The 25,722-nt window shown below is 27.7% G+C and carries 25 protein-coding genes; 11 read left to right on the forward strand and 14 right to left on the reverse strand.

Going from position 1 to position 25,722, the window contains the following annotated elements; genetic code table 11:
• Positions 1-188: 188 nt before the first annotated feature.
• Entirely contained in the window at positions 189-701 is a 513-nt protein-coding gene (locus KGF50_RS02955) for a hypothetical protein (protein ID WP_227846749.1), read from the reverse strand.
• 200 nt (positions 702-901) lie between these two features.
• Between KGF50_RS02955 and KGF50_RS02960 the strand changes: the two genes are divergently transcribed.
• Positions 902-1,159, forward strand: coding sequence for a hypothetical protein (locus tag KGF50_RS02960; RefSeq protein WP_227846750.1), 258 nt, complete (start codon positions 902-904; stop codon positions 1,157-1,159).
• Positions 1,160-1,283: 124 nt separating this feature from the next.
• Positions 1,284-1,907, forward strand: a complete 624-nt coding sequence (locus tag KGF50_RS02965; protein ID WP_227846751.1) for a uracil-DNA glycosylase family protein — start codon at positions 1,284-1,286, stop codon at positions 1,905-1,907.
• A gap of 155 nt (positions 1,908-2,062) precedes the next feature.
• On the opposite strand, the gene KGF50_RS02970 is transcribed toward KGF50_RS02965, so the two are convergent.
• The 3 genes from KGF50_RS02970 to KGF50_RS02980 form a co-directional block, all read right to left on the reverse strand.
• Complete coding sequence (locus KGF50_RS02970) at positions 2,063-2,842, reverse strand: EFR1 family ferrodoxin (protein WP_227846752.1); 780 nt, start codon at positions 2,840-2,842, stop codon at positions 2,063-2,065.
• A 69-nt stretch (positions 2,843-2,911) separates the two neighbouring features.
• Complete coding sequence (locus tag KGF50_RS02975) at positions 2,912-3,337, reverse strand: MarR family transcriptional regulator (protein WP_227846753.1); 426 nt, start codon at positions 3,335-3,337, stop codon at positions 2,912-2,914.
• 11 nt (positions 3,338-3,348) lie between these two features.
• The gene (locus KGF50_RS02980) at positions 3,349-4,026 is read right to left on the reverse strand and encodes a flavodoxin family protein (protein ID WP_227846754.1); all 678 of its coding nucleotides are present in this window, start codon (positions 4,024-4,026) and stop codon (positions 3,349-3,351) included.
• 263 nt (positions 4,027-4,289) lie between these two features.
• On the opposite strand from KGF50_RS02980, the gene KGF50_RS02985 reads away from it, so the two are divergent.
• Together KGF50_RS02985 and KGF50_RS02990 are read left to right on the forward strand one after the other, a co-directional pair.
• Complete coding sequence (locus tag KGF50_RS02985; RefSeq protein ID WP_227846755.1) at positions 4,290-4,676, forward strand: BlaI/MecI/CopY family transcriptional regulator; 387 nt, start codon at positions 4,290-4,292, stop codon at positions 4,674-4,676.
• Between the two features lie 2 nt (positions 4,677-4,678).
• Entirely contained in the window at positions 4,679-6,481 is a 1,803-nt protein-coding gene (locus KGF50_RS02990) for a BlaR1 family beta-lactam sensor/signal transducer (RefSeq protein ID WP_227846756.1), read from the forward strand.
• Between the two features lie 303 nt (positions 6,482-6,784).
• Here the strand turns inward: KGF50_RS02990 and KGF50_RS02995 are convergent, their stop codons facing one another.
• Positions 6,785-8,863: a penicillin-binding transpeptidase domain-containing protein gene (locus KGF50_RS02995; RefSeq protein WP_227846757.1), complete on the reverse strand. Its 2,079-nt coding sequence runs from the start codon at positions 8,861-8,863 to the stop codon at positions 6,785-6,787.
• Positions 8,864-9,204: 341 nt separating this feature from the next.
• Here KGF50_RS02995 and KGF50_RS03000 point away from each other — a divergent pair, with 341 nt between their 5' ends.
• Together KGF50_RS03000 and KGF50_RS03005 are read left to right on the forward strand one after the other, a co-directional pair.
• Entirely contained in the window at positions 9,205-9,783 is a 579-nt protein-coding gene (locus KGF50_RS03000; protein ID WP_227846758.1) for a TetR/AcrR family transcriptional regulator, read from the forward strand.
• Positions 9,776-10,435: a CatA-like O-acetyltransferase gene (locus tag KGF50_RS03005; protein ID WP_227846759.1), complete on the forward strand. Its 660-nt coding sequence runs from the start codon at positions 9,776-9,778 to the stop codon at positions 10,433-10,435. The genes KGF50_RS03000 and KGF50_RS03005 overlap by 8 nt, the downstream gene beginning before the upstream one ends.
• 146 nt (positions 10,436-10,581) lie before the next feature.
• On the opposite strand, the gene KGF50_RS03010 is transcribed toward KGF50_RS03005, so the two are convergent.
• The 5 genes from KGF50_RS03010 to KGF50_RS03030 form a co-directional block, all read right to left on the reverse strand.
• Complete coding sequence (locus tag KGF50_RS03010; RefSeq protein ID WP_227846760.1) at positions 10,582-11,634, reverse strand: ABC transporter permease; 1,053 nt, start codon at positions 11,632-11,634, stop codon at positions 10,582-10,584.
• Entirely contained in the window at positions 11,634-12,374 is a 741-nt protein-coding gene (locus KGF50_RS03015) for an ABC transporter permease (protein WP_227846761.1), read from the reverse strand. Before KGF50_RS03015 ends, KGF50_RS03010 begins: the two co-directional genes overlap by 1 nt.
• Positions 12,375-12,377: 3 nt before the next feature.
• Positions 12,378-13,136, reverse strand: coding sequence for an ABC transporter ATP-binding protein (locus tag KGF50_RS03020; RefSeq protein ID WP_227846762.1), 759 nt, complete (start codon positions 13,134-13,136; stop codon positions 12,378-12,380).
• Positions 13,137-13,237: 101 nt separating this feature from the next.
• A complete protein-coding gene (locus KGF50_RS03025; protein WP_413926782.1) occupies positions 13,238-13,969 on the reverse strand; it encodes a PadR family transcriptional regulator in 732 nt (243 codons plus the stop codon).
• Between the two features lie 97 nt (positions 13,970-14,066).
• Positions 14,067-14,675: an MBL fold metallo-hydrolase gene (locus KGF50_RS03030; protein ID WP_227846763.1), complete on the reverse strand. Its 609-nt coding sequence runs from the start codon at positions 14,673-14,675 to the stop codon at positions 14,067-14,069.
• A 159-nt stretch (positions 14,676-14,834) separates the two neighbouring features.
• On the opposite strand from KGF50_RS03030, the gene KGF50_RS03035 reads away from it, so the two are divergent.
• The 4 genes from KGF50_RS03035 to KGF50_RS03050 all read left to right on the forward strand — a co-directional run bounded on the left by KGF50_RS03035 (position 14,835) and on the right by KGF50_RS03050 (position 17,734).
• On the forward strand, positions 14,835-15,473 hold the full coding sequence (locus KGF50_RS03035) for a TetR/AcrR family transcriptional regulator (protein WP_227846764.1): 639 nt from the start codon (positions 14,835-14,837) through the stop codon (positions 15,471-15,473).
• Positions 15,474-15,633: 160 nt separating this feature from the next.
• Complete coding sequence (locus KGF50_RS03040) at positions 15,634-15,837, forward strand: hypothetical protein (protein WP_227846765.1); 204 nt, start codon at positions 15,634-15,636, stop codon at positions 15,835-15,837.
• Positions 15,838-15,890: 53 nt separating this feature from the next.
• On the forward strand, positions 15,891-16,556 hold the full coding sequence (locus tag KGF50_RS03045) for a response regulator transcription factor (RefSeq protein WP_227846766.1): 666 nt from the start codon (positions 15,891-15,893) through the stop codon (positions 16,554-16,556).
• Positions 16,553-17,734 carry a sensor histidine kinase gene (locus KGF50_RS03050; protein WP_227846767.1) on the forward strand — a complete coding sequence of 394 codons (1,182 nt, stop codon included), beginning with the start codon at positions 16,553-16,555 and terminating at the stop codon, positions 17,732-17,734. The genes KGF50_RS03045 and KGF50_RS03050 overlap by 4 nt, the downstream gene beginning before the upstream one ends.
• A 133-nt stretch (positions 17,735-17,867) precedes the next feature.
• Here the strand turns inward: KGF50_RS03050 and KGF50_RS03055 are convergent, their stop codons facing one another.
• The 4 genes from KGF50_RS03055 to KGF50_RS03070 form a co-directional block, all read right to left on the reverse strand.
• On the reverse strand, positions 17,868-20,528 hold the full coding sequence (locus tag KGF50_RS03055; RefSeq protein ID WP_227846768.1) for an ABC transporter permease: 2,661 nt from the start codon (positions 20,526-20,528) through the stop codon (positions 17,868-17,870).
• Complete coding sequence (locus tag KGF50_RS03060) at positions 20,525-21,208, reverse strand: ABC transporter ATP-binding protein (RefSeq protein ID WP_227846769.1); 684 nt, start codon at positions 21,206-21,208, stop codon at positions 20,525-20,527. Before KGF50_RS03060 ends, KGF50_RS03055 begins: the two co-directional genes overlap by 4 nt.
• A 181-nt stretch (positions 21,209-21,389) precedes the next feature.
• Positions 21,390-22,325 carry a penicillin-binding transpeptidase domain-containing protein gene (locus KGF50_RS03065; RefSeq protein WP_227846770.1) on the reverse strand — a complete coding sequence of 312 codons (936 nt, stop codon included), beginning with the start codon at positions 22,323-22,325 and terminating at the stop codon, positions 21,390-21,392.
• Positions 22,326-22,351: 26 nt separating this feature from the next.
• Positions 22,352-23,068: a hypothetical protein gene (locus KGF50_RS03070; protein ID WP_227846771.1), complete on the reverse strand. Its 717-nt coding sequence runs from the start codon at positions 23,066-23,068 to the stop codon at positions 22,352-22,354.
• Between the two features lie 338 nt (positions 23,069-23,406).
• On the opposite strand from KGF50_RS03070, the gene KGF50_RS03075 reads away from it, so the two are divergent.
• Positions 23,407-25,656: an excinuclease ABC subunit UvrA gene (locus KGF50_RS03075; RefSeq protein ID WP_227846772.1), complete on the forward strand. Its 2,250-nt coding sequence runs from the start codon at positions 23,407-23,409 to the stop codon at positions 25,654-25,656.
• Positions 25,657-25,722 lie beyond the last annotated feature (66 nt).

Consider the following 25,722-nt stretch of genomic DNA (forward strand, 5'->3'; position numbering starts at 1 on the left):
ATATAGTATTATTAAGTCATTTCTTTTATACTGTAAGTAAAAATATTTACAAAAAATAAAGTTGCCAAAATAAAATTAGATAGAGCTACCAATTTTACTTTGGCAACTCTATCTAATTTTATATTTATAAGCTTTACTGTATGTAAATTAACTATACTAAATTTACTCTACTTAATTTAAAATATTTATTAATCTATAAGATTATATTTCTTTAGACATCTAACATAATTTGCTACCACATAGTAATTATTTATATCATCTTCATCTAATCCTTTAAATGCAGTTATTTCATCAGCAAGTTCACTACTACCTTCCACAAAAACACAACCTGTTTCAAATTCCATACCCACAATAATAGAACCGCCTCTATAAATTTCTTCTTGGTTTTCATATAATGTTTTTGCGTTTGCTTCATTTTGAATTGTAAATACAATAGGTTTTAATTCTTTATTACTAGGTATCTTTTTTGAAAAAGGTTCATTTAGCTTAATATTATTGATAACTACATTTTTAAATTCTTCCGAAGCTTCTTCTTTTAGTGTATACTTTTGCTTTAAATATTCTATTAATTCTAAGATAGACTTAGCATTTACATTTAAATTATTTCTATATTTTTCATATACAGCCTTCCATTCTCTAACTTTTTGTTGTGATACTTCTTGTGTATCTATATTTATTTTTTCTTCTGGCGCTTTTTTCATATGAAATCTCCATCCAATCTTTATGTAATTTTATTGATACATTTCATTTAAAAACCTTAATTTATTAGTTTTAATGTTTACATCGTACTTCTAAAAACTTTACAAGTCAATGTAATTTTGCTATCTTTGGTTTATAACGATTTAGAATTAATTTCTTTTATAATGGTAATAGATTAATATTATTTATGGAGGGTATATTTATGTTTTTAAATAGAATTGAACTTTTCAAAGGCTATTCCTTAGATAAATTTAACGAAATATGTGGTATATTATCAGTAAATAAAATTGAATATAAATATAAAGTACGCAATAATGTTTATTCTAAAGGACTTTTTAGTAACAAAATGATTCTTGGAAATTTGGGTCAAAAAGAAGACTTTTCCTATGAATACTCAATTTATGTACATAAAGATGATTATGAACAAGCATGTGCTTTAATAAATTCTAAATTTAGATAAGTTATTAATTAATAAACATGACATTCTGTTGTCATGTTTATTGTGCTATTATATTTTTAAAATTCTTTTGCTTTACAATTACTTTTTATAGTATTTAAGGCTTAAAATTAAGGAGATTAAACATATGAAGATAAATATAAAATCAACTTTAAATGAATTTATTAAAAATAATAATCTTTTTGAGGATAATGAGGTCTTATCATATCTTCCCAATATAACAATAGACACAGACTCTATAAAAACTATAATGATTAACGAAGTTGTACCAAGTAATCCTAATGATGATTTTTATAGTTTAGATGAGCATGCTGACTACTTAAAAACTACAATCCCTTTGTTCCAAAATGCAGGTACAAAAGTATCTAGCATAAATGATATCTTAAATCTAGGCATATATATAACCAATGCAGTAAAATTACCTAAATCAGAATATACAATAACTCGTGACACTATTCAATCGCACATGCCTATTTTAGAAGAAGAAATTAAATTATTCAGTAATCTAAAGGTAATAATGTTAATGGGAGATGTAGCAAAAAAATCTTTTAATATGATTACTAAAAAACATACTAAAAAGAATGCAGTCCCTTCTATTTCAACATATAAACTTCGTAATAGCGAACTTTATTATGACAATTTACGAATATTTCCATCATATATTATGACTGGTGGAAACTTATTGATTGAAAAATCAAAATTCGAAATGGCATCAGAAGATATTCAAAAAATGATAGAACTTATAAAATAATAGAAAAGTGCCTCATGAAAACTCTTTGAGGCACTCTACTTTTCAAATCATAAGTTATAATTATAGTACTTTTTTTATAGTAAACTTAAATTTTTATTTAATATTATTTATTACTAACCTTTAATATTGTCCATCATTGAACAAATCAAACTTATCTATTTTTCTAAAAATATATCCTTTACTGTAACATCTGGATGGTGATATTTCTTTCTATCTGTCAAAAAAGATTTTTTTATATTAATAGCCTCTTTTGGACACCAATGAAAACAGGCTAAACATCTTTCACACTCATTACCCCACTTTGGCTTTCTGTCAACTATACTTATGTTTTCTAATGGACAAACTCTTTTGCATGTGCCACACCCATTGCAATTATCTTCTGCAAAAAATTTAGTAGTGGCAATCTGCATGTTTTTACCTACTAGACGAAGTGTAAAACTATCTATATATGACTTTAAATTGTTTTTTCCTTCTATTTTTCCACGCTCTAAGTTGTTGATACACTTTGTTATTTCTGACACCCTATTAGTAAAATTCCTTAATCTCTCTTCTTCGACATCTAGAGGTGTTATCAAAGCATTTCCAGGCATATCAATTACAAAACCAGCAGAAAGTTCTTTTCCTTTTTTCTTAAATAATTTATTTATAGTAAACAAACTATGTCCAGCCACTCCATTACATGTAGCAATAGCATATATATTTGGATTACTATTAAAATTTAATTTATCTATAAAAGATTTTACTATATCAGGAACATCAGCGAAATAAACTGGAAAAACAATTATCAATATGTCTTCATTTACGTCTATATTTCTTTCTTTTCTATGTATAGCTAAAGGTATTACTTCTCCATTTTCATCTAACATTTCTTTTAAAGTCTTTGAAACCACTAAAGAGTTTCCCGTTCCAGAAAAATAATAAATCTTAGAACTCATCCCTATCCCTCTTTCTATTGTTTTGTATCATCAATGAGTTAAAAAGACTTCCTAAAACATAATTTATACTTATTTACTGAGTTTATCTAAAGCTTCAGTAAATAAAGACAGTTCCTCATCTGAAATAGATTTAAATGTCTCTGTTGCATATATATCTGCAATTTTATTTAATGGCTCTTCTAATTCCCTTCCTAAATCTGTTAAAAATATTTGAAACTTTCGTCTATCTTTAACATCTACTTTACGAACAATCAAGCCTTTATTTTTCATTACATCTAAAATTCTTGTTGTATTAGATTTATCCTTACATGATTTTTCACACAAATCTATCTGAGAAATCCCATCTTGTTCCCATAGAAATCTTAATAAAGCATAATGATCAGTTGTTATATCATATCCATTTTGCTTAAACATCTTTTTTAAATCTTCTTTTACTTTCAATGAAGTACTTATTAATTTACTTGTGACTTCATATAATTTCTCAAAATCTCTCATATTACCTCCATCTAAATAATACCTTGCGCCTCCCATCTATCAATTATTCCTTTATATTGCTCAATATTTTTAAATGCCATTGGCTTTAAAATAATATTCATAGCAATAAAGTCGTAGATTTGAGAAAACACAGGTGGATTTTTCTTTTCCTCTATACAATAAACAAATTTTTTAGATACCTTTTGTATCTTTGACTCTACTCTTTCAACTATAGGATTTTGATTAAATCCAGTCTTTACAGATAAATGACCGCAAACATAACCTCCTGAATCCAAAACCATTGACTTCATAAAAGAAATAGCTTTTGAACCACGAGCATTTTCATATGTTGTAACTGCTATACATGGTTTATGATACAGTAATCGCTCTAACATCATATGAGCTCTATCTGTAAACACCTTAAAAAGACCAGTTACACTACTTCCATAAGTTGGGCTACCAAATATAACGCCATCACTCTTAGTAATTATATCATGAATGTACTCTACTTTATCATTTTGATTAATACACTTACCTATTTTATAACAATTTAAACAACCAATGCAATATGATGGATTAACTTCACTTAGATTAAAAAAATTGATTTTAACATTTGGTTTAATTTTTTTTATATCTTTGCATAACTGAGTCAAAACCTTTGATGTTGCCCCATTTTTTCTAGGACTTCCATTTATAACTGTAATTATCATAATTTATACCTCCATTTTAGTTGTTATATCAACAATAAGTATATCAACCAATTTTTCATATGTCAATATAATCCTTATTTTTAATTTTTTACCATACATATACAGATTAATTAATCATAGCTATACAGCTTAATTAATACTATTTATATTTAAATACATATACTTTCTAGATGGCTGTAAATGGACTATTTAAAAAAATTGACAAACCAAACTAATGATAATATACTTTATGTATTACAAATGTAAGTATAAGGAGGTATCTTATGAAAAAACTACCACAGATTTCAGAAGCAGAATACCAAGTAATGAAAATTGTTTGGAAATATGCTCCTATTAGCACAAATGAAGTGATTGAAAAGCTAGTAGAAACAAGTAAGTGGAGTCCTAAGACTATTCAGACAATGTTATTGCGTTTGGTTAAAAAGGGAGCTTTGACATATGAAAAAAGTAGCAGAGTCTTTGTTTATACTCCAATTGTTAAAGAAGAAGAGTATGTATCCACAGAAAGTAGTTCTTTTTTAAATCGTTTTTATAATGGCACTCTTAACTCTATGGTACTAAATTTTTTAGAGAATGATAAATTATCAGAAGATGATATAGATGAATTAAGAAATATTTTAGATAAAAGGAAAACTAAGGAGGATAAGTAAATATGTACACTCCATTTTTTATCCGATTTTTACTTAGCACACTAACCTTATCTCTTTTAATTATTATAATCCTACTTGCTAAAAGAATATTTAGAAAACATATTTCTGCAATGTATCAATATAATATTGGGCTTATACTACTTATAATGTTAATAATCCCATTTATTCCGCTTAAATACATTAATCATTTAAATATGTTTAGCTATATATCTAGTTTTACTCAGATTGAAAATAATGTGGCAAATACTTCTATTGTAAAAAATTCTTCAGACAGTATAATTAATAATTCAAATGCTTTAAAAGATTTTTCAGTATCTTTGAATCAATCTAATTTTGATAATTTAAATATTTTATTGCTAATATTATGGATAATTGGAATTACAATCATGATAATTATTACTGTTCATTGTAATTTTAAAATAAGAAATATAAAAAAATCAGTGCAGATTTTAGAAGATAAAGAAATACTTTCACTTTTTAAGCACTGCAAAGAAAGTATAGGTTTAGATAAGGATTTTATACTATGTAAATCTTCTATTATAAATACACCTATTACATTTGGATACTTTAGACCACATATTATATTCCCGAGTGAATCTATATCTAAATTATCTTTAAAAGACATAAGATATATTTTACTTCATGAATTACAACACTCTAAAAACAAAGATATTTTAGTAAATTATATAATGTGTTTTTTCCAAATATTATATTGGTTTAATCCTCTTGTATGGTATGCACTTAAAGAAATGAGAATAGACCGTGAGATTGCATGTGATATTTCAGTTTTGAAAAGGCTTGATGAAAATAGCTACATAGAATATGGACATACCATAATAAATTTTATAGATAATATCTCGAAACCATCTAATCTTACACTTACTTCAGATATTGGTGGTTCAAAAAAGCAAATAAAAAGACGTATATTAAAGATAACAGATTTCCAAATTGAGTCAAAAACTTTAAAACTTAAAAGTATTTTAATTTTTACAATAATAGCTTTAATTGTATTTGGAAATAGCCCTACACTATCCATTATGGCAGATGTCAATGAAAAATATAATCTTACAAGTAATCAAACTTTATATGAAGATTTAAGTCAGTATTTTAAAGGTTTTGATGGAAGTTTTGTAATGTATGATTTAAAGTCTAATCAGTATCATATTTACAATGAAGAAAAAAGTAAAACGAGAATTTCACCAGACTCCACTTATAAAATTTATAGTGCTTTGTTTGGATTAGAAAATGGTGTGATAACAAGAGATAATTCATACATTCATTGGAATGGAAAGTATTCCTCTAATGACTCTTGGAATAAAGACCATGACTTGTTTTCTGCTATGGAAAACTCTGTTAACTGGTATTTTCAAGATTTAGACAAAAAAAGTGGTATAAAAAGCATACAAACCTATCTTAAAAAAATTAACTATGGAAATTGTGATGTTTCATCTGGGATATCAAACTATTGGTTAGAATCTTCTTTAAAAATCTCACCTATTGAACAAGTAAATTTACTTAGAGATTTTTATACAAATAAATTTGAATTTAGAGATGATAATATAAAAACTGTAAAAGATTCATTATTGATATATAAAGAAGCTGGAGTATCACTTTATGGTAAAACTGGTACTGCTAATATAAATGGAAAAGATGTAAATGGTTGGTTTATAGGTTATGTAGAAAAAGATGGAAATACTTATTTATTTGCAACAAACATTCAAAGTAAAGATTATTCTAATGGTAGCACAGCCTCCAAAATAACATTATCTATCTTAAATGATAAAAAAATATATAAGACAAATTAATGCAAATATACTTTTTAACATATCTTCTTTAAGATTTAAAAACTTCACACAATATTCAAATTAATTCTCTATAAAATTCATATACAAGAGTTATTATATAAACATAGAAGATAGTAAAACTAGCTTAAAAACATAATATAATACCCTATAAAAATAGTGGCAACTCTCCCTCACATCCTCAATTGTTGCCACTATTTTATTTTTTGAATTAATAAAAGACTTCATCATATAGAGAAGTCTTTTATTAATTTTACTTTTATCTAAAAATAAGATGTCGAAAATATAAATCTCAAATACATTATATTAGTTTTCAAATACTGATTTTATAATAGGTATAACATAATGGCTTCCTCCACGATGCTTCACATCTTCAACCATAGCTAATGCTAAATACTGTTTGTCACTATTTTCATCAACTGTAAATGCATTAAACCATCCAAGCTCTGTTCCAGTAGTATCATCTTTTGATGCTTTAATTTCTGCTGTACCAGTTTTTCCAGCAATAGTAATTCCTTCAGTCTTAGCACTATGACCTGTTCCATTAGGATTTTCAATAACTTGAATTAAGTCATCACGGATAATTTTCACAGACTCTTTAGAAAATACTTTTTCCTTCCAGAATTCAACCTGAGGCTTTTCTTTAAATTCAAGATAAGGCTTTATCATACTTCCATCATTGACAAAAGCTGAATATATTGATGCCATATGTACTGGATTTACAAGTACTTTCCCTTGACCATACCCACTATCGGCTAATTGTATTTCTGTATCAAATTTATTGTCAGTACCAAATTTTGAGGAAGCTAATCCAAATTCAAATGGTATACTTTCTTCAAATCCTAATTTTAACAGCTCTTTTGATAAAACATCTTCACCTATTTTTAATGCTGCTTTAGTAAAATAAATATTATCAGAATAAATCAATGCATTTTTCATATTTACAGTGTTTCCATAATCCTTTAATGTAGTTACCTTATAGCTTCCCCAACTAGAATCTTTTTGCCAACTAAGACCACTATGCCCAAAACTTTCATTAGGATTAATCTTTCCTGTTGTTATACCAATACCAGCAGTAACTGGTTTAAAAGAAGACCCTGGGCATAGTCTGGCTTTAAATCTATTATACATTGGTTTATTTTCATTTTCATTGAGTTCCTTCCATCTATCCCCTGACATACCTAGTATAAATTCATTTGGATTGTATGATGGGCTACTTACAAGAGATAAAATCTCTCCTGTTTTAGGATTCATAACCACTGCACAACCTTTATCATTTTTCAACTGGTCATATAATTTACTCTGTAGCTTTGAATCAATAGTCAGTTTAACATCTTCCCCATCTCGCTTTGGAACAATTGCTAAAGTTTCTTTTTTATCTCCATATCTATCAGCTATGATAATTTCACACCCATCAATACCACGTATTCTGTCTTCCAATAAATTTTCTAGACCAATTTTACCTATTATACTATTGGCATTGTAGTTCTTTCCCTTTTTTTCTTTTAATATTTCTGCACTCACATTTTGAACATATCCAGTTAAATGCCCAGCTTTTTCACCTAGTGGATATGCTCTTACCTCTGTATTAGATATTTTAACGCCTGAAATGCTAAGTAATGATTCTTGTAATGATTTATCTTTTTCTTGTACAGAGCCATCTGGATTTTCTTCTATTTTTTCAATAGTTTTTATAGGTACCATTGAGTTTTCTTTTACCCAAGATGCATCTAATTTTTTTTGGATTTGCTCAACTGGTATATCTAGTAAATCAGACAGTTTTTTTAGGTCTTCTACATTATTACTCATTTTTCCAGGCACTAACCCTATAACAGATGCAAGACCTTTACCAGCAAGTACTTCACCATTTCTATCTAAAATATTTCCTCTTTTAGCTTTAAGTGTTGATACTAGCACCTTATTATCATTTTCAAGTTCTGGAAATATAACGTTTGACTGCCATCTTATTTTATAGTTTTTTTGTTTGTCTTTAGTCAATAATACTTCATTTGAAAATGAGATTTCTCCTGCTAAAGTATCTATTTTAGAATCATAATTTAGTTTTGTACCTTCCTTTTCATCTTTTTTAATATCTTTAATATCAATACTTATATTGTGTGCACCAATTCCTTCATATATTTTTTTATTTCTAGAAATGAAATCTTCTTTTTTGTTTTCTAGTTTACTTTTTTCGTCTAATAGGTTGTACATTTTTTCATATTGCCTTTCATTTGCGAGAGACATATACTGTTTTAATACTTCATCTGGCTTGATTTTATTAAATCCATTTAATGCAAAATTAATTGTAAAACCAATAATAATCATAACTAAACAGATTAAAGCGCCAAGGATTAGTAATTTTTTTGTTTTTATCTTTTTTTTCATACAAACCCCCTTATCCTTCAATATATTACATACGTAAGCTTTAAAGTTAAAATAAGCCCATAAATGCATCAATTATATACTTTTTTATTGGTTTATTGTTTTTAAATAGCCTCATGAAAAATATGTATCTTAAATAATATAATTGATAGTAATTTATATATTACATATGTAAGTTTTAAAAGTCAACATTATTATTACTGTTTTAATAAATTTTTTCTTAATTTAAGATAAATTAAGTTATCTCTCCCTAACTGTTTTTTACTATATAAATTTAAATTGACAAAGCGACACAAGTGTCTTATAATTAAAAACGACACGTATGTCGCAAAGGAGGAAAATTTATGGCAACAAAAGGAATGCAAACTAAACAATTTATTATTGATACTTCGATAAAATTATTTTCTGAAAAAGGATATAGTAATGTAACTATGAAAGATATTTGTGAAGTATGTAATTTAAGTCGTGGTGGTCTATATAGACATTTTAATTCAACAAAAGAAATTTTTATTGATATGCTAAATTCCCATAAAGATAATTCTCAAAATTTATTAGATAAAAGCATAAAGGAAAATATATCAGCTAGGCAAATGTTAGAGTTTTTTCTTAATCAACAAAAGTCAGAAATACAAAGCGAGTACTCTGGATTAGATTTTGCAATTCATGAATTTGCTTTTGTGGAAAAAGACCAACGTGATTATATGAATAAGAGATATAACTCAGCCATTACAATGCTTTCAAAGTTAATAGACTATGGAAAATCTAGAGGGGAATTCAAAAAATGTAATTCTAAGATACTTGCAATACACATAATGTTCTTGTTTGATAGTATGAAAACATCAGCACCTATTTTAGTACTTACAGATGACGATATTGATAATCAAATAAATCTTATAAAGGATATGGTTATTTTATATGAATAAACAACAATTCCATAAAATTGACTTACAAAACTGGGCGCGATATACACACTTTTATTATTTTTCAAAGATGACAAATGTAGGATTTGATTTAACTATAGAAATAGATATTACTCGTTTACTTGATGAAACGAAAAAAAGAAATATCAAATTTTATCCAGCATATCTATATATAGTAACAACTTGTTTAAATCAATATAAAGAACTAAAGATTGCATATAATGAAAATGAACTTGGATATTGGGATACTTTGACTCCATTCTATGCAATTTTTCATGATGATAATAAAACTTTTTCATCAATATGGACAGAATATAATAAAGATTTTTCAATATTCTATGAGAGTTACTTAAATGATATTGAACAGTATGGAAAAAATTATGGTTTTTTAGCAAAACCTAATCCTCCAGAAAATTGTTACACTGTTTCATGTCTTCCATGGATTAGTTTTAAAAGCTTTACTGTACATAATCATGGTCTTGAAAATTATTTTTTCCCTACAGTTGAATCAGGCAAATATTATCAAAAAGATGAAAAAATACTTCTCCCTCTTTCCATAACAGTACATCATGCAGCTACTGATGGATACCATGTAAGTTGTTTTATTGATGATATACAAAAAATGTGCTTTAATACTGATACATGGCTACTCTAAACAATGTATGTATTATAATCCTGTATTGCAATATTTATAATCTAAAATAAACAATCACATTACACAAATAAGACAATGTGATTGTTTACTTACACTCATGTTTTACTTATTTTAATTATAACCATTTATCTTTTCTTCACTTTTCTTCAGCTCTTAATTTTATTTGAACACTTTACTCTTTTAGTACATCCCACAGCTAACAAAGCCAAAAACAGTATTATTGATGTTAAAATATAAATATGGTTCATATTAGAAAACCATCCTTTACCTTCTTCCATGTAAGTAGAAATACTTATAAACCATCGTATTGGACTTATGATACTAATATTTTGCAACATAGTAGGCATTTTATCAATTGGAATAAATGAACCACCAATAAGTGATAATATAAGAGATATACCAGTAGCAAATAAGTTTGCATACATTTCTTTATTAAACAAGGAAGATATAAATGTTCCAAAAGAAGTTGCCAAGGCAGATATCCATACACCCATTAAAAGTAAATTTATATAACTGATACTAATATCAATATTAAACAATTTAATAATAGTTATTGAAACTAGATATTGAAAGTATGTAATTGTAAAGTTATATAGTATATTCCCTAACACATATCCTCTTATATTTTGTGGTGAATATAATATTCTTGTAAATGTACCTGAGTTTTTATCTTTAATAATCATTGATGCTGTAACAGTAGATGTTATCATTAAAAATAATACAATAAAAGCAATTATCCTTTGCAAAACTCCTAAGGTGTTGTCTTGTAGTTTATTTATATTTGTAGGTGTTGAATCTTCTTTATATGATTCTATTAAAGCCTCTAACATATTATTTGTATTTTTATCTTTTATAGAATAAAGTTCGAAATTACCCTTATTAAAATATATAACAGCAGAATACTTTCCAGTTATAATATCAGTTTTAACTGTTTTAAGGTCTGCAATTTCAACATCAATTCCTTGAGTACTTTTTAATGTCTTAACCATATCTGTATAAATCTTTTTTTCAGATTCATTTAAAACTTTTTCATTTTTATACTCACTCAAAATACCAATATTAAAAGATGGTTTACTTATGTAATTTGCAACTACTCCAAGTATTACTATAATTATAGGAAATAAGAGTATAACTAAAAAACCCAACTTTTTATTTATATTTCTTTTAAAATTATTATTAAAAATACCTATTAAGTTCACTATATAAATGCCTCCCTTTTAAAGAATTTAACTGTAAGTACTGTCATTAAAATACTTATAATTACAAATATAGATGATATATTAAAAAGGGGTTGTAAATTATCATCATAAATACAAGTAACTACACTCCTATTAACCCAAGTTAATGGTGATATATTAATTGCTAATGAAACAACTGGGTTTAATGAGCTAACTGGAAAAAATACGCCTCCTAAGAAACCAAAAATCACTATTGGTATATTAATGATATTACGTAGTATATCTAAGTTTTTGCATGCAAGACCTAAAAACAAACCTATAGCTGATACTACAGTGGATTCACACATTAAAAGAAAAGTAATAGCTAAAAAATTTCCACCAAAACTTATCTGAAAAACGCCTTTTATTATCATTAAAGTTATTACATTACACATTGAAAGTATAATTGTACAAGAAAAAAGTTTTGAAAGTACTAGTGCTGTTATGGAAATAGGAGAAATCATATAACGATATGATGTACTAGAAATTTTCTCATCTTGTGCTGCATATGAAACACTAATAATTCCCATAAGAACACAAAATGGTATTGTGACAATAGTATAATAGTTATATGATGTAAATTCTATTCCATAAGACTTTGATGTTAAATACCCTAATAACATTATGATTATTAATGGAAAAACAATATTATAAAATAAAATAAAAAAATCTTTACTTCTTCGCTTGATTCCCAATCTAAACAATGGCAAAAAATATCTCATATATTATTCCTCCAAATCTCTCAAACTTGTGCCTGTAAGATATAAAAAAATATCCTCCAGTGTCTTATAACCAAGTTTTAAATATTTATCTTTATATAAATTCTTATCCAAGTCTTCTAAAATTACACCTTTATCAATTAAAACAATCCTATTACATAAAGCTTCTATTTCCTCCATATAGTGACTAGTATAAATAACTGTTGTACCATTCTTATTAATCGTTTTGATTGCTTCCATAATTTTATTTCTTGATTGAGGGTCAATTCCAACTGTTGGCTCATCCATAATGAGAAGTTTGGGGCTATGTGCGATTGCACAAGCTATATTCAATCTACGTTTCATTCCTCCAGAAAATTTTGATGGAAGTTCTTTATGTCTACCCCAAAGTCCAACAAACTCTAAGGCCTCTTTAGTTCGGGATTTAAGTTCGTTTCTTCTAAAACCATACAATGAACAAAAGAATTTAACATTATCATATGCACTTAAGTCTTCATATATTGCCAGCTCTTGTGGCACTACACCAAGAGCACTTTTAAAATCATTTTGCTGATTTTTAATACTTTTACCTTTATAATATATATCTCCACTATCTGGAGATACAATTGTAGTAAACATATTAATAGATGTACTTTTTCCTGCTCCATTTGGTCCAATAAAACCTAAAATATCCCCTTCTAGTATTTTAAAACTCTCTCCTGATACAACTTCCTTATTGTTATATCTTTTAGATAACTTTTCAATCTCTAATAGTACATTTTCCATTTATAAAACCTCCTAATATTTTAACCAATATTATATATCCAATGTTGTACATATTATTTTTTTAAAACACGAGTCTTTGACCCGTGTTATTATAAATAAACTTATTTTTTATTTTGTAATTTTAGTATTATTTTATCTATATTTTCTATAGCTTTATCTGGATTATTAATTATTTCATCTCTGAGTTTTTGAACCTCTAATAGTTCACTTGTTTCCTCAGTTGCAAATAAAAAATCGTCTTCTATATTTGAAAAATCTATAGATTTAATTATGTTTTGTGTTTCATAACCAACAGATATGTACTTATCAATATTATTGAGTATTTCCTCATGCCATAGTATTTGATAATTCAAATTATCTATTGTCATATCAAAAGCAATTCTTTCTGTTGGAAGACTTTTTTTATCAATTTTTTTAATCTCTTTCCAGCTTTCCCAATACTTTTTCTGCTCTGTCAGATGCTTTATATGTTTTTCAAGATTTGTCTGTATAGTATCTCTTGGTAATACATCTAAAATATTATACAGCAGGAATTTATTTGAACCTACTGGAACTATAGGCATCTGTAGTTCTTTTTGTAGTTCTTCTTTTAACTCCACTTTACCACTTTGTGTAATCTCATAAATCTTACGAATTCTAGCACCAGTTTTTTCTTCTCTCAAAACTCTGACTGCTCCATCTTTTTCTAGCTTTGCCAATGCATAGTAGATTGAACCTGATTGTATTTTAGTCCATCTATCTGCTCCAGAAACTTGTAAAAATTTTTGAATTTCATATCCATGTGTTGGCTTAATATTTAAATAATATAAAATTAAAGTACGTATCAGAGAAATTCACCACCTTATACTCTATCTTGGATATTATATTATCACCAACGTTGTATATAGTCAATAGTTCTTATTTAAATAAATATATCATGACTTATTATTTTTATTCTTTAGTACAAGGGCTTCCATGAGACATACATATCCAGTTGTATTTTAAATTTTCTAACTCACTTACAGATTTCATCATTTTTTCAGAATTCCAATTCCACAGGTTAGGATATGGAATTATATTTCCATTCTTGTTCTTAACTAAATCTCCTGCAAACAAGACATCTTCAAAAAGCATGCACACATGTCCTGGTGTATGTCCAGGAGTATGAATAATTTTTATATTCCCAACTTGCATATTATTTCCATAAGCTTCTACATCTTTAAGAATTCTTTTTGAAATTGTTTTTCCAATAAATTTTTTGAATCCAGGTCTGTCCTTCTCTCCTATAATAAAAGGCATATCTTCTATATGAGCCCACACTTTTGCTCCTGTGTGTTCTTTTAATAACTTAATATTAGATATATGGTCAACATCATGATGAGTTAGTAAAATATGCTTAATATCAGTTAGTTTAATCCCAAGTGTTTTTAGTTCTTTAATTATACCTTTCCCCATAAAGGGAAATCCTGTATCTATCAGAGTAATCTCTTCATCAAACACAATAAAACAATTTGCACCACGAGTACTATCTAACATCAGTACATTTTCTTTTATTTTCATAAATAAATCCCCCTTATTTTATATTTTACCTATATAATTAATTAGTAAAGTTATAATAAATTATAGTGTTTTACATTAACTTTATTTTTAAAAAGTACACTATCGTTATACAAGTATACCATCGGTATATTTTTTTATCAATAGAAAGGAGTATTTTATATGGCAGAATTATCAAGAAGAGATAAAGAAAAAATACAAAGAGAAAATGAAATTATCGATAAAGCAGAAAAATTATTTTGTCTCAATGGATTTGATAACACTTCTATGAATGAACTAGCAAAAGAATCAGAATATACAAAACGTACTATATATAAGTATTTCTCATGCAAAGAAGATTTATTTTTTGCGGTTGTACTAAGAGGATATAAAAGACTTTGGGACAGTGTTAAAATAGAAAATACAAAAGGGAAAACTGGATTTGAAAAATTAAAATTTTCATATTCTGCATTTCATAAATTTTATCGTAAAGAGCCTTCTTTACTTGCTTTAATGGGAATGATTGGACTTGTACAATCTAAAAACTCAGACTCAGAGATACCTTTTAAAGAAAAGTTTTTTTCTTTTAATAAGTTTATGTTTGAAGAAATCCAAGAACTATTTGAAATGGGAAAAATTGATGGAAGTATTAGGTCAGATATTGAAATACCTACTCTTATGTATTCATCAATATTTACACTTACAGGATTTTTTAATTTATTATCTGTAACAGGAAAGTCGTATCTCAACAATTTTAATATAGAAGAGAACAAATTTATCGAAACAACACTTAACCTTTTGATAGATTCACTTAAATCTTAATTTGAATTTATAAGTTTTTGACAGTGATTTTACTTTCTGTGCAAGGTAATCTAAAAGATAAAAGGGGAAATTTGTTGTGGAGCACAAATTTCCATTGTGTATGATTTTGTGTACCTGTATAATATCTCTATAAATAGGAATTTACGTTGGAGGGCTGTGTATGGACGAAAAAGATAACAGAAATAGTTATGCTACTTTATATATGTTTATAGGTGCAGGAATTGGTATTGCTATCGGTTTTGCGATTGGTATCTTTCAAGGAAAGATTGGAATACCAATGTGTTATGGATTAGTAATTGGAATGGCATCAGGAGCTGGTATTGAGACTATTATAGAAAAGAACAATAGTCAAGATAAAGATTAAAACAAATTCTAGTTTGATAACTGCATATTCAATACTGAAAGGACTGAAAATAAATGGCAAAAATACTTCTTTTAGAAGATGATGATACAATTGCATTTGGAGTAAAAACTTCTCTAGAAAAGAAAAATCATGTGGTTTGCTGTTATAGCACAATTACTGAGGCTAAGAAAAAATTTGACAAAGACATCGATTTAATTTTACTTGATTTAAATTTACCTGATGGAACTGGATATGAATTTTGTAAATATATTAAAAATATAAGAGATACTCCAGTGATATTTTTGACAGTGCGTGATGATGAAAAAGATATTGTACACGGTTTGGATATGGGTGCAGACGATTATGTAGTTAAGCCATTCTTGCTTTCAGTACTTCAATCTAGAATTAATGCTGTACTTAGACGTACTCATTCTAGCACTACTAGCACTCTTACATGTGAAAATATAAGATTGAATAAAGATGAAGTCAAAGTATATTTGGACAATATTGAAATCTCTTTGACAGCAGGAGAATACAAACTACTCCTAAGTCTAATGGAAAATAAAAATAAAGCACTTACTCGTGCAAAACTATTAGAAATGCTCTGGGATATAGATGGAAACTTTGTAAACGATAATACTCTTACTGTTACAATAAAGCGACTTAGAGAAAAACTAAAAAATCCATCCTGTATAAAAACCTTGAGAGGTATAGGATACAGAATGGAGGATAGCGAGTGAAAATAAAAAAAAATATCAATAATACTGTTGTTTTTATAGTATTCTCCTTAGTTGTTGCTATTTTGTTAAGTATAATTCTAACAACTGTAACTTCTTCTGAAGAATATAATATGATGGCTAAAACCATTGGTACATCCTATCAACTTAACCCTAAATCTACAGAAAACATTTTAAAATCATTAAAAAATTCAAATTCTTATGACTTTAATGTAGGAAATGAGATTTTATTAAAACATGGTTATACTAAAAATACATTTTGGTATAAAAACTTTTTTTATTTCATGATAGTGTCCTTTATTATAGTGTCAATAATGGCTATAGTTATGTTTATAATTCAGTATAGCAAAAAAAGATATAACAATAGTAGAATCAATACGCTTACTCACTATTTGGAAGAAGTTAATTTAGGGAAAGAATCTGTACTTTTACGATGTGAAGATGAGTTTTCACATCTTGAAGACGAGATATATAAAACTGTGGGAGAACTTCGTTCCTCAAAAGAATTTGCTTTAAAAGAAAGACAAACTCTTTCAGATAATCTTGCAGATATTGCACATCAACTTAAAACTCCAATTACTTCTATGTCGCTCATGGCGCAATTACTTGCAGAAACTTGTCCAGAGGAAGAAATAGATTACCTTAATAGACTTACAAATCAAATATTAAGATTAGAAAGATTAGTTTCCTCTTTACTTACTTTGTCAAAATTAGATGCAAGTACTTTAATATTTGAAAGTAAACTTATAGATGTCCATTCTCTTCTCTCTTATGCAGTTGAACCTATAGAAGGAATTTTAAAAGAAAAAAATCAGACATTTTTTATTGAAGGCTCTTCTTTAGTAGAATTTGAAATTGATATAAACTGGACTTTGGAAGCTCTTTTAAATATTCTTAAAAACTGTAGTGAACATGTAGAAGATGGTGGGCAAATTATTGCTTATTATAGTAAAAACCCTCTATACATTGAAATTATTATAGAAGATAATGGTAAGGGTTTTGCTCAAGAAGACCTGCCATATATTTTTAATCGGTTTTATCATGGTAAAAATGCTAGTAAAGACAATATTGGTATAGGTCTTGCTCTATCAAAGTCTATTATAGAAGGTCAAAATGGTACTATACATGCAGAAAATTGTCATCATGGTGGTGCAAGATTCATAATTAAGTTTTATACATAAAAAATTGGATTATAGGAAAACACCTATAATCCAGTTACATTATATCCTATTTGTCTATCATTTACACATTATCTATTACTTACACACAATATTCTTTAAAATTGCTTTTAAAAAATATTCAAATAAATCTTGTCTACATTGTCTCATTTTTTATAGATTCTACTATGTTTTCACTCTTTAATTGTTTACATCCCATAGTATATGACGCTATTACTACAATAAGTATCAATATAGTAAAGCTTGTAACTATAGATATTGGAGCAAATAATAAGTACTCCATAAAACTTATTTCATTTATATGGATGAAAGCATACAATATAGCTATTTGCGCAGGAATACTGAGTAATAATGGTGTAAGACCAAAAAATAATCCTTCTAGGATGAGCATCTTTTTCATACCCTTTGGAGACAATCCTGAAGAACGTAACATAGCAAACTCTTGTCGTCTACTTCTAAGATTTCCTGAAACAGTCGCCCACACATTTGATAAACCAATTGCAGCTAATAATGCTGTAATAAATCCTACTATCAAATTCATAGTTATTTGTCCACTATCACTTAATTCTTCATTTTCTACAACATCATTAATGCTATAATCACCTGACCCATAATATTTGTTGCAAATAGATTCAAACTCTTTTCTTACCTTAGAAATATTATCATGATTATCTATTTTAAATAGTCCTGTTATCCTATTTGATTTTAATCTACGATTTTCATGATAGTTTTTAGACAACTCTTGTACTGTAGACATTGGCACTACTTGAATTAATGTGTATCTACCAAGACTTTCTGCTATTTGGGGAAGTGTATCTGTAATAGTTCCTACTTTCATATTAAAAGTATAGTTTCCCTCATCTTCATCATAGACCTTTTCATTTAATGTAATGTTATCTCCTACAGAAAGATTTAGATAATCTATATATACTTTATCTCTACGTGTACTGCGATTAATATCTTCCTCACGATTATATACAATTGAAATTGGATTTTTTGTATCATAATATGGTTTTGGATCTATAGAAAGTTGTTTGCAATATTTTGCAAAACTCTCATCATCAAGTCCAATCATAGTTGAAGTGATACGAAACTTACCATCACGTTCTATAGGATAATATTTTTTAGCTGAGACTATATTTTTAAATCCTCCACTCTTTGCAAGCTCTTTTGAAGCATCTTTTTCAGTTAACCAAGTTACTGCAGACATTTTTAGATAATATAATGAACTCTCTACACCTTTTGTATTGTTTAATTGTTCTAAAAACTGTTTTTCTGTAGGTTCACTATTTTCTAGATACAGTGATATATCCCTTTGACTAGCATAAATATCACTACCATAAACACTCTCTGCACCTTTTTGACATGCAATTATATTTAAAAAGCTTGTCAATAGTAAAAAAGAAAGTGTTAAAGATATTGTTGCAGTACGATAAGATTTTTTACGGGCACGAAGCGCATTTACTGCAAGTTCTCCTTCTATACCAAATAACCTTGTTAATGAGTATTTATTCGAACTTTTAATTCTAACACTATCACCTTGCCTTATTGCTTCTATAGGTGCTATTTTTGATACTCTACGTGCTGGGATAAGTGCAGAAATCCATACTGTTATTATTGTAAGTAAAACAGCTGGTAAGAAAGCAGGAATACCATAAGTAAAGATTACCTGTTGATTATCAATAGTAGTATTTACTGAATTAATATAACTTACAAGACCATTACACAATGCCCATCCTAAAAATAAGCCTATGGGCAAAGGAATAATTGTCAATAAAAAACCTTCAAAAACCACAGACTTTTTAATCTGCTTTGGTGATGCTCCAATACTAGCCAGTATACCCAATTGAGTAAGTCTAGCATTTGCTGATAATGCAAAAGCATTATAAATCACCATTACAAATACAGCTACTGTAAAGATTGCTATTGTTAAATACATAAGAGGTGTTGAAAATTTTTCTATACTGTTCATAGATGCTTTCTGTTCTGGAGAAAAGACTAACATCTTTAAAAGATAATTACTATTATACTTAAGATTATATTTTCCATATTCATTCATTTTCCACCCTAATGATTTAGCAAGCTTTGGAAGTTCTTTATATGTATCTCTAATATTTTTAAATCGTAAATACACAGTAATATTATCACTAGGCTTTATACTTGCTCTATCAAGATAACCAAGAGCTGTATATGCAGGTACAACTGATGAAGTAGTAACATCTATTTTTCCTACTATTGTCAACGTAGTCTCTGAGACCTTTTTAAAACTTTCACCTTTCGATTTTGGAGCTACGGGTTCAAGAGAGTTTCCATTTAGTATTCTATCTCCTATTGGGATAGTAATTTTATCACCAATTTTTACATTTGGATTACTCTCAAAATATTGTTTTGATAGTGCAATTTCATTAGCATTATTTGGTCGACGGCCCTCTAGTATAGTGTCCTTTTCTGGCATATAATTCCAATATTCTGATGTAGCATTTCTATAAATTATATAATCCCTTTTATCATCATCAATTTTACCTACATACCACTGACCTTTAATCATTACATCATCAACTGAAGAGAAATTTTCAATTAATGATAAGTCACTTCCATAAGTTTCATCAAATAACTCTCCATGCCAATTACCTTCTTTCTCAACTGAAAGCCTTATAAAATCACTCCACATTGTATATAACAGTCCACATAAAGAAGACATCATAGTTGTAGTAAGTAATATAGCTAACATTATAGCCATACTACTACGCTTATTACGACGTACAAAATCTAAGGTGTATTCTTGAAGAATATTCATTTCTTCACCACCTTTTCAGAAACTATCATACCATCTTCCATAGTTATAATACGATTTGCTTCTAATGCTATTTTTTCATCGTGAGTAATAAGAAGTATTGTTTGATTAAATCGTTTATTTGATAAGTTTAGTAAATCTACAATTTCTTCAGAATTTTTTCTATCAAGATTACCTGTTGGTTCATCTGCTAATAAAATAGCTGGTCTATATATTAAACTTCTAGCTATGGCTACTCTTTGCTGTTGCCCACCTGAAAGTTGACCTGGAAGATGTTTAAGCCTATCAGTTAATCCAAGTGTAGATACAATTTCCGAAAACCTATCTTCATCCACTTTCCTTTTATCAAGTAACATTGGTAATAATATATTTTTTCTAACATCAAGAGTAGGTATAAGATTATAAAATTGATATATAAGCCCTACTTTTCTACGTCGAAAAATTGCCAATGCTTCCTCTTTTAAGCTTGCTATTTCAGTATCTTCAATATAAATTTTTCCAGATGTAGGTCTATCTACCCCTCCAAGCATATGAAGTAATGTAGATTTTCCAGAACCAGAGGCTCCTACTATAGCTACAAAATCACCTTTTTGAACTGATAAATTCAAATTATTAAGAGCTGTCACCATAGTTTGATTTGAGCCATATGTCTTTGTTAAATTTTCACATTTTAATATTTCCATATACAATCATCTCCTTTATAGTTAAAGTTTATCAATCCAAAATGACATTATAGTGACACACCAAATATCCTTTTATGTCTACTTAAGATAATATAAATAAAATAAAAACTATGCAATATATTTATCAATTCATTGCATAGTTTCTTAAATCTACTTATATTTTAATTTAAAATTATATCTATTATATATTACTGTAATATTTCTTAATTATATCAATCGCAATCTCTTTTACTTTTGGTCCTCCTATTTCTTTATTAGAATCATCTGACTTAATAGCGAAGTAATATGTATCATCTTCATTCTCTACCATACCAACAAACCATGCATCAACACATTGCTTCTTTTCATCAAATCCTGTTCCAGTTTTACCATATACATTTATTTTCTTATCATTTATATCTATTTTCATAATGTCCTTTAAGAGATTAATATTCTCTTTTTTAAAGCTTGTATCACCCTCAAAAATTTTAGCTAATACTTGCTTTTGCTCTTTGGGAGATATTTTTAATGAAGATTCTAACCAGAACCCATTTAAATCTTTACTTCCATTTTTTAAATTTCCTTCCCACTCACTAATGTCACAATTTCCATATTTTAGATTATCTAGTGTATTTTGAACAAATTTAGCATCAACTTGATTCATCAGTTTTCTATGATACCAAACACAAGATACTTTAAATGCTTCCTCTAGATTAAGATTTCTATTCCAATCTTCAATCTCATAAATTGTGCCATTATACCCCATAACTGATTCTTTTGAATCTACTATTCCTTTTTCTAAACCAATTAATGTTGAAATTATTTTAAAAGTAGAACAAGGTGAAGCCCTTGTTTCAATTAACTCTTTGTTATATATATTATATTCTTTATTTTTACTACTATAAAAAATAGCTCCTCCACTAATATCTTTAAAACAGTCACTATAATCAACTACATTAACTTTATCTTTTTTCTGCTGTGTACTATCTTTAGTCTCCAATTCATTTGATTTAAAATTTGTATTGTTACTCTTAATGTTTTGTTCTTTATTCTTTTGATTACTTTCTATTGAATATTTTGCTATAAACGCAATGATTAATAGAATAATTATTAAAATAAAACTTGTTTTTCTCTTCATACCTTACTCCTTCCTAACATGTATATTTATAATCCTCCTTTAAAATAATAGATATCATCTGTCATATACTCTAAACGAGGAGCTTGAATGTGTTTATTGACAAAGTCTAGCTCTGACTTATTTTCTTTTAAATCCTTAAAGAATACAATCCCATCAACAGATTGTAATTCAGCTCCAAAGAAAAAATAAACTGATTTTTTATTACCAACTATCTTAGTTACATCTACATTTCTATTTAGCTTATTTATTTTATTTACTACTGCTTCAGAAAATATATTTTCTAACTCCTTTTTACCAAGTTTAATATTTAGATTATATTCAGAATTTAACTTTTCTTCATCGCATGCTTTTAAAACCGCTTGTGCAACCTCTATATAATCCTTTTTGTAAAGTTGGAATCTAAAACTTTCACTTGGTCCAGGAAGAAATATAGTACCTATACTTATAAAAGTACAAACTATACTTCCAATTACTTTTCTTTTATTTAAATCTTTTTTAAGAAATAGCTTAATAATATGTACACAAATCCATATAAAAGCAATCAACATTAATGGTATTGCAAATAATCCTATGAATAGTAAAATCACTCCTCCTCTCAATATAATATTTCCACAAAGAAATAAGAAGTCACTTACAAGAAATAAAACTACAGGAATAAGTATTCCTTTTATATTTTCTTTACCTAATATAATTATCTTGATTAAAGCTATTATGAAAACAGCTATTATAACTATCAGTAACATTATTTTCTCCTTTCAAGCAGTAAAATTATGTCTGAGTATACACCCAAAACTTACTATTGTAATATTTTAAATATTACAATAGTAAGTTTTAAAAGTCAAGTTATTTAAATCTTTTATACTCGCTCATTTTTACTAAGTTCTAAATAAGTTCTATGATAGAATTTTTGTTTTTTTATATGTAACATTATTAATTAATACTGTTTACAATGTAAGCAAATTTAAAAATAATATCTGCAATATAGCAGAATATATCATGAAAGTAAGTTTTAATCTTATTATAATATAACTACATAATATAATTACGCCACTCAAATATATAAAGAAAGGACTTAGTATTTATGTCAGATATCATAATAAAGGGACTTACACATAATAATTTAAAAAACGTATCACTTAAACTTCCCAAAAACAAAATCATTGTCTTTACTGGAGTTTCTGGCTCTGGAAAATCAAGTATTGTCTTTGATACAATTGCAGCAGAATCACAAAGACAAATGAATGAAACATATTCAGCATTTATTAGAGGTCGACTTCCAAAATACAAAAAACCTCATGTAGAACTGATTGATAATTTAACTGCTTCTGTAATCGTAGACCAGTCTCCTCTTGGTGGTAATGCACGTTCCACAGTAGGAACTATAAGTAATTTGTATTCTTCACTAAGATTATTATTTTCTAGAATTGGAAAACCATATGTAGGGACAGCATCATACTTTTCATTTAATGACCCAAATGGTATGTGTAAAAACTGTTCTGGAATTGGTAGAGTCAAAGTAATTAATATTGAATCTATTCTAAGTCCTGAAGATTCATGGAATACAGGTTGTGTAAATGACTCTCTATTTAAACCTAATTCATGGTATTGGAAACAATATGCTGAGTCTGGACTATTTGACTTAGATAAACCTCTAAAGGATTATTCTATGGAGGAATATAATTTATTGCTATATGGCTCAAGAGATGGAAAAAGCAAACCTGAAAATTCAAAAATTGAAGGAATTTTTAATAAATACAATCAAACATATCTAAATCGAGATATTAGTAATATGAGTAAACATACCAAAGAAAAGTCAGAAAAACTTATAACTGATGAGGAGTGTCCTGAATGTCATGAAAAAAGATTAAATAAAGATGCACTTAACTGCACTATTTTAGGGTATTCTATAGCAGATATGAGTAATATGGAATTTACTGAACTTTATAATTTACTCTCTCAAATAAATGATAAGAGAGTTGAAACTGTTGTAGATGCTCTTACTGATGGCTTAAAAAGAATGATTGATATTGGACTTCCTTATTTACATCTAAATAGGGAGTCGACATCTCTATCTGGAGGAGAAGCTCAGAGATTAAAACTTGTACGCTATATGGGAAGTAGCCTCACAGGTCTAACTTATATTTTTGATGAACCCAGCACTGGTATGCACCCAAGAGATGTACATCGTATGAACCAATTATTGAAAAAACTTAGAGACAGGGGAAATACAGTTCTTGTCGTTGAGCATGATAAAGATGTCATATCTATAGCAGATGAGATTATAGATATTGGTCCAAATGCTGGTAAACAAGGTGGAAATATTGTATTTCAAGGCACCTATAGTGAATTACTTCTAGCAAATACACTTACTTCAAAAGCTATGAATTTATCACTATCTATAAAATCTAATACTCGTAAACCAAAAAACTTTCTTCCAATTAGAGGAGCTTGTTTGCATAATCTAAAAAATATTGAGATAGATATACCAGTTGGAATCATGACAGTTGTTACTGGAGTTGCTGGTTCTGGTAAAAGTACTTTGATTTCTCAGGTCTTTGCACAGAAATATGAAAAAGATGTTATTAAAATTGACCAAAATCCTATTACAGCTACAAATCGTTCTATGCCAGCTACATTTCTTGGCTTTTTTGATGAGATAAGAAAACTTTTTGCTAAGGAAAATAATGTTGGAGAAAGTTTATTCAGCTTTAATTCTAAAGGAGCTTGTCCTATTTGTAACGGAAAAGGAGTACTTGTTACAGAGCTAGTGTTTATGGACCCTGTTGTTAATACATGTGAGTCTTGTAAAGGTACTCGATATAATGAAGAAGTACTGTCAAAATTGTACAATGGTAAAAATATAGTCGAAGTTCTTTCTATGACAGTAGATGAATCTCTGGAATTCTTTACAGAAAAGAAGCTTTGTAAAATACTACAAACTATGAAAGATGTGGGATTATCTTATATGACTTTAGGTCAACCACTTAGTACACTATCTGGTGGAGAATGTCAAAGAATTAAACTAGCAAAAAATCTTAATAAAAAAGGGACTATATACATTCTGGATGAACCAACTACTGGTCTTCATATGTCTGACATTGACAAGCTTATGTTGATTTTTGAAAGAATAGTAGATAGAGGTAATACAGTTATTATCATTGAACATAATTTAGATGTTTTAAAGCAAGCAGATTGGGTGATTGATATTGGACCTGATGGTGGTAAAAATGGTGGAGAGGTTGTGTTTGAAGGTACTCCATCAGAAATGTTTAAAAAAGGTAATACTATAACATCAGACTTCCTTAGAAAATCAATAAAAAAATTTCAATAAATACAGGTATATACACAAACTTTAAAGTTGTATAATTGGCTAATTTATAAAGTACTCTTAGGTAAG

This window comes from Clostridioides sp. ZZV15-6598 (assembly GCF_020657705.1).
In the GTDB taxonomy this organism is placed as follows: Bacteria; Bacillota; Clostridia; order Peptostreptococcales; family Peptostreptococcaceae; genus Clostridioides; species Clostridioides difficile_F.

Bases quoted from the DNA above. Each gene is read 5' to 3' on its own strand.
- KGF50_RS03005 (WP_227846759.1), top strand. From the start codon at position 9,776: ATGAATAAACAACAATTCCATAAAATTGACTTACAAAACTGGGCGCGA.
- KGF50_RS03030 (WP_227846763.1), bottom strand. From the start codon at position 14,675: ATGAAAATAAAAGAAAATGTACTGATGTTAGATAGTACTCGTGGTGCA.
- KGF50_RS03035 (WP_227846764.1), top strand. From the start codon at position 14,835: ATGGCAGAATTATCAAGAAGAGATAAAGAAAAAATACAAAGAGAAAAT.
- KGF50_RS02995 (WP_227846757.1), bottom strand. From the start codon at position 8,863: ATGAAAAAAAAGATAAAAACAAAAAAATTACTAATCCTTGGCGCTTTA.
- KGF50_RS02980 (WP_227846754.1), bottom strand. From the start codon at position 4,026: ATGATAATTACAGTTATAAATGGAAGTCCTAGAAAAAATGGGGCAACA.
- KGF50_RS03015 (WP_227846761.1), bottom strand. From the start codon at position 12,374: ATGAGATATTTTTTGCCATTGTTTAGATTGGGAATCAAGCGAAGAAGT.
- KGF50_RS02985 (WP_227846755.1), top strand. From the start codon at position 4,290: ATGAAAAAACTACCACAGATTTCAGAAGCAGAATACCAAGTAATGAAA.
- KGF50_RS03045 (WP_227846766.1), top strand. From the start codon at position 15,891: ATGGCAAAAATACTTCTTTTAGAAGATGATGATACAATTGCATTTGGA.
- KGF50_RS02960 (WP_227846750.1), top strand. From the start codon at position 902: ATGTTTTTAAATAGAATTGAACTTTTCAAAGGCTATTCCTTAGATAAA.
- KGF50_RS02970 (WP_227846752.1), bottom strand. From the start codon at position 2,842: ATGAGTTCTAAGATTTATTATTTTTCTGGAACGGGAAACTCTTTAGTG.
- KGF50_RS03070 (WP_227846771.1), bottom strand. From the start codon at position 23,068: ATGTTACTGATAGTTATAATAGCTGTTTTCATAATAGCTTTAATCAAG.
- KGF50_RS02955 (WP_227846749.1), bottom strand. From the start codon at position 701: ATGAAAAAAGCGCCAGAAGAAAAAATAAATATAGATACACAAGAAGTA.
- KGF50_RS03065 (WP_227846770.1), bottom strand. From the start codon at position 22,325: ATGAAGAGAAAAACAAGTTTTATTTTAATAATTATTCTATTAATCATT.
- KGF50_RS03040 (WP_227846765.1), top strand. From the start codon at position 15,634: ATGGACGAAAAAGATAACAGAAATAGTTATGCTACTTTATATATGTTT.
- KGF50_RS02975 (WP_227846753.1), bottom strand. From the start codon at position 3,337: ATGAGAGATTTTGAGAAATTATATGAAGTCACAAGTAAATTAATAAGT.
- KGF50_RS03000 (WP_227846758.1), top strand. From the start codon at position 9,205: ATGGCAACAAAAGGAATGCAAACTAAACAATTTATTATTGATACTTCG.
- KGF50_RS03075 (WP_227846772.1), top strand. From the start codon at position 23,407: ATGTCAGATATCATAATAAAGGGACTTACACATAATAATTTAAAAAAC.
- KGF50_RS03060 (WP_227846769.1), bottom strand. From the start codon at position 21,208: ATGGAAATATTAAAATGTGAAAATTTAACAAAGACATATGGCTCAAAT.
- KGF50_RS02990 (WP_227846756.1), top strand. From the start codon at position 4,679: ATGTACACTCCATTTTTTATCCGATTTTTACTTAGCACACTAACCTTA.
- KGF50_RS02965 (WP_227846751.1), top strand. From the start codon at position 1,284: ATGAAGATAAATATAAAATCAACTTTAAATGAATTTATTAAAAATAAT.
- KGF50_RS03055 (WP_227846768.1), bottom strand. From the start codon at position 20,528: ATGAATATTCTTCAAGAATACACCTTAGATTTTGTACGTCGTAATAAG.
- KGF50_RS03020 (WP_227846762.1), bottom strand. From the start codon at position 13,136: ATGGAAAATGTACTATTAGAGATTGAAAAGTTATCTAAAAGATATAAC.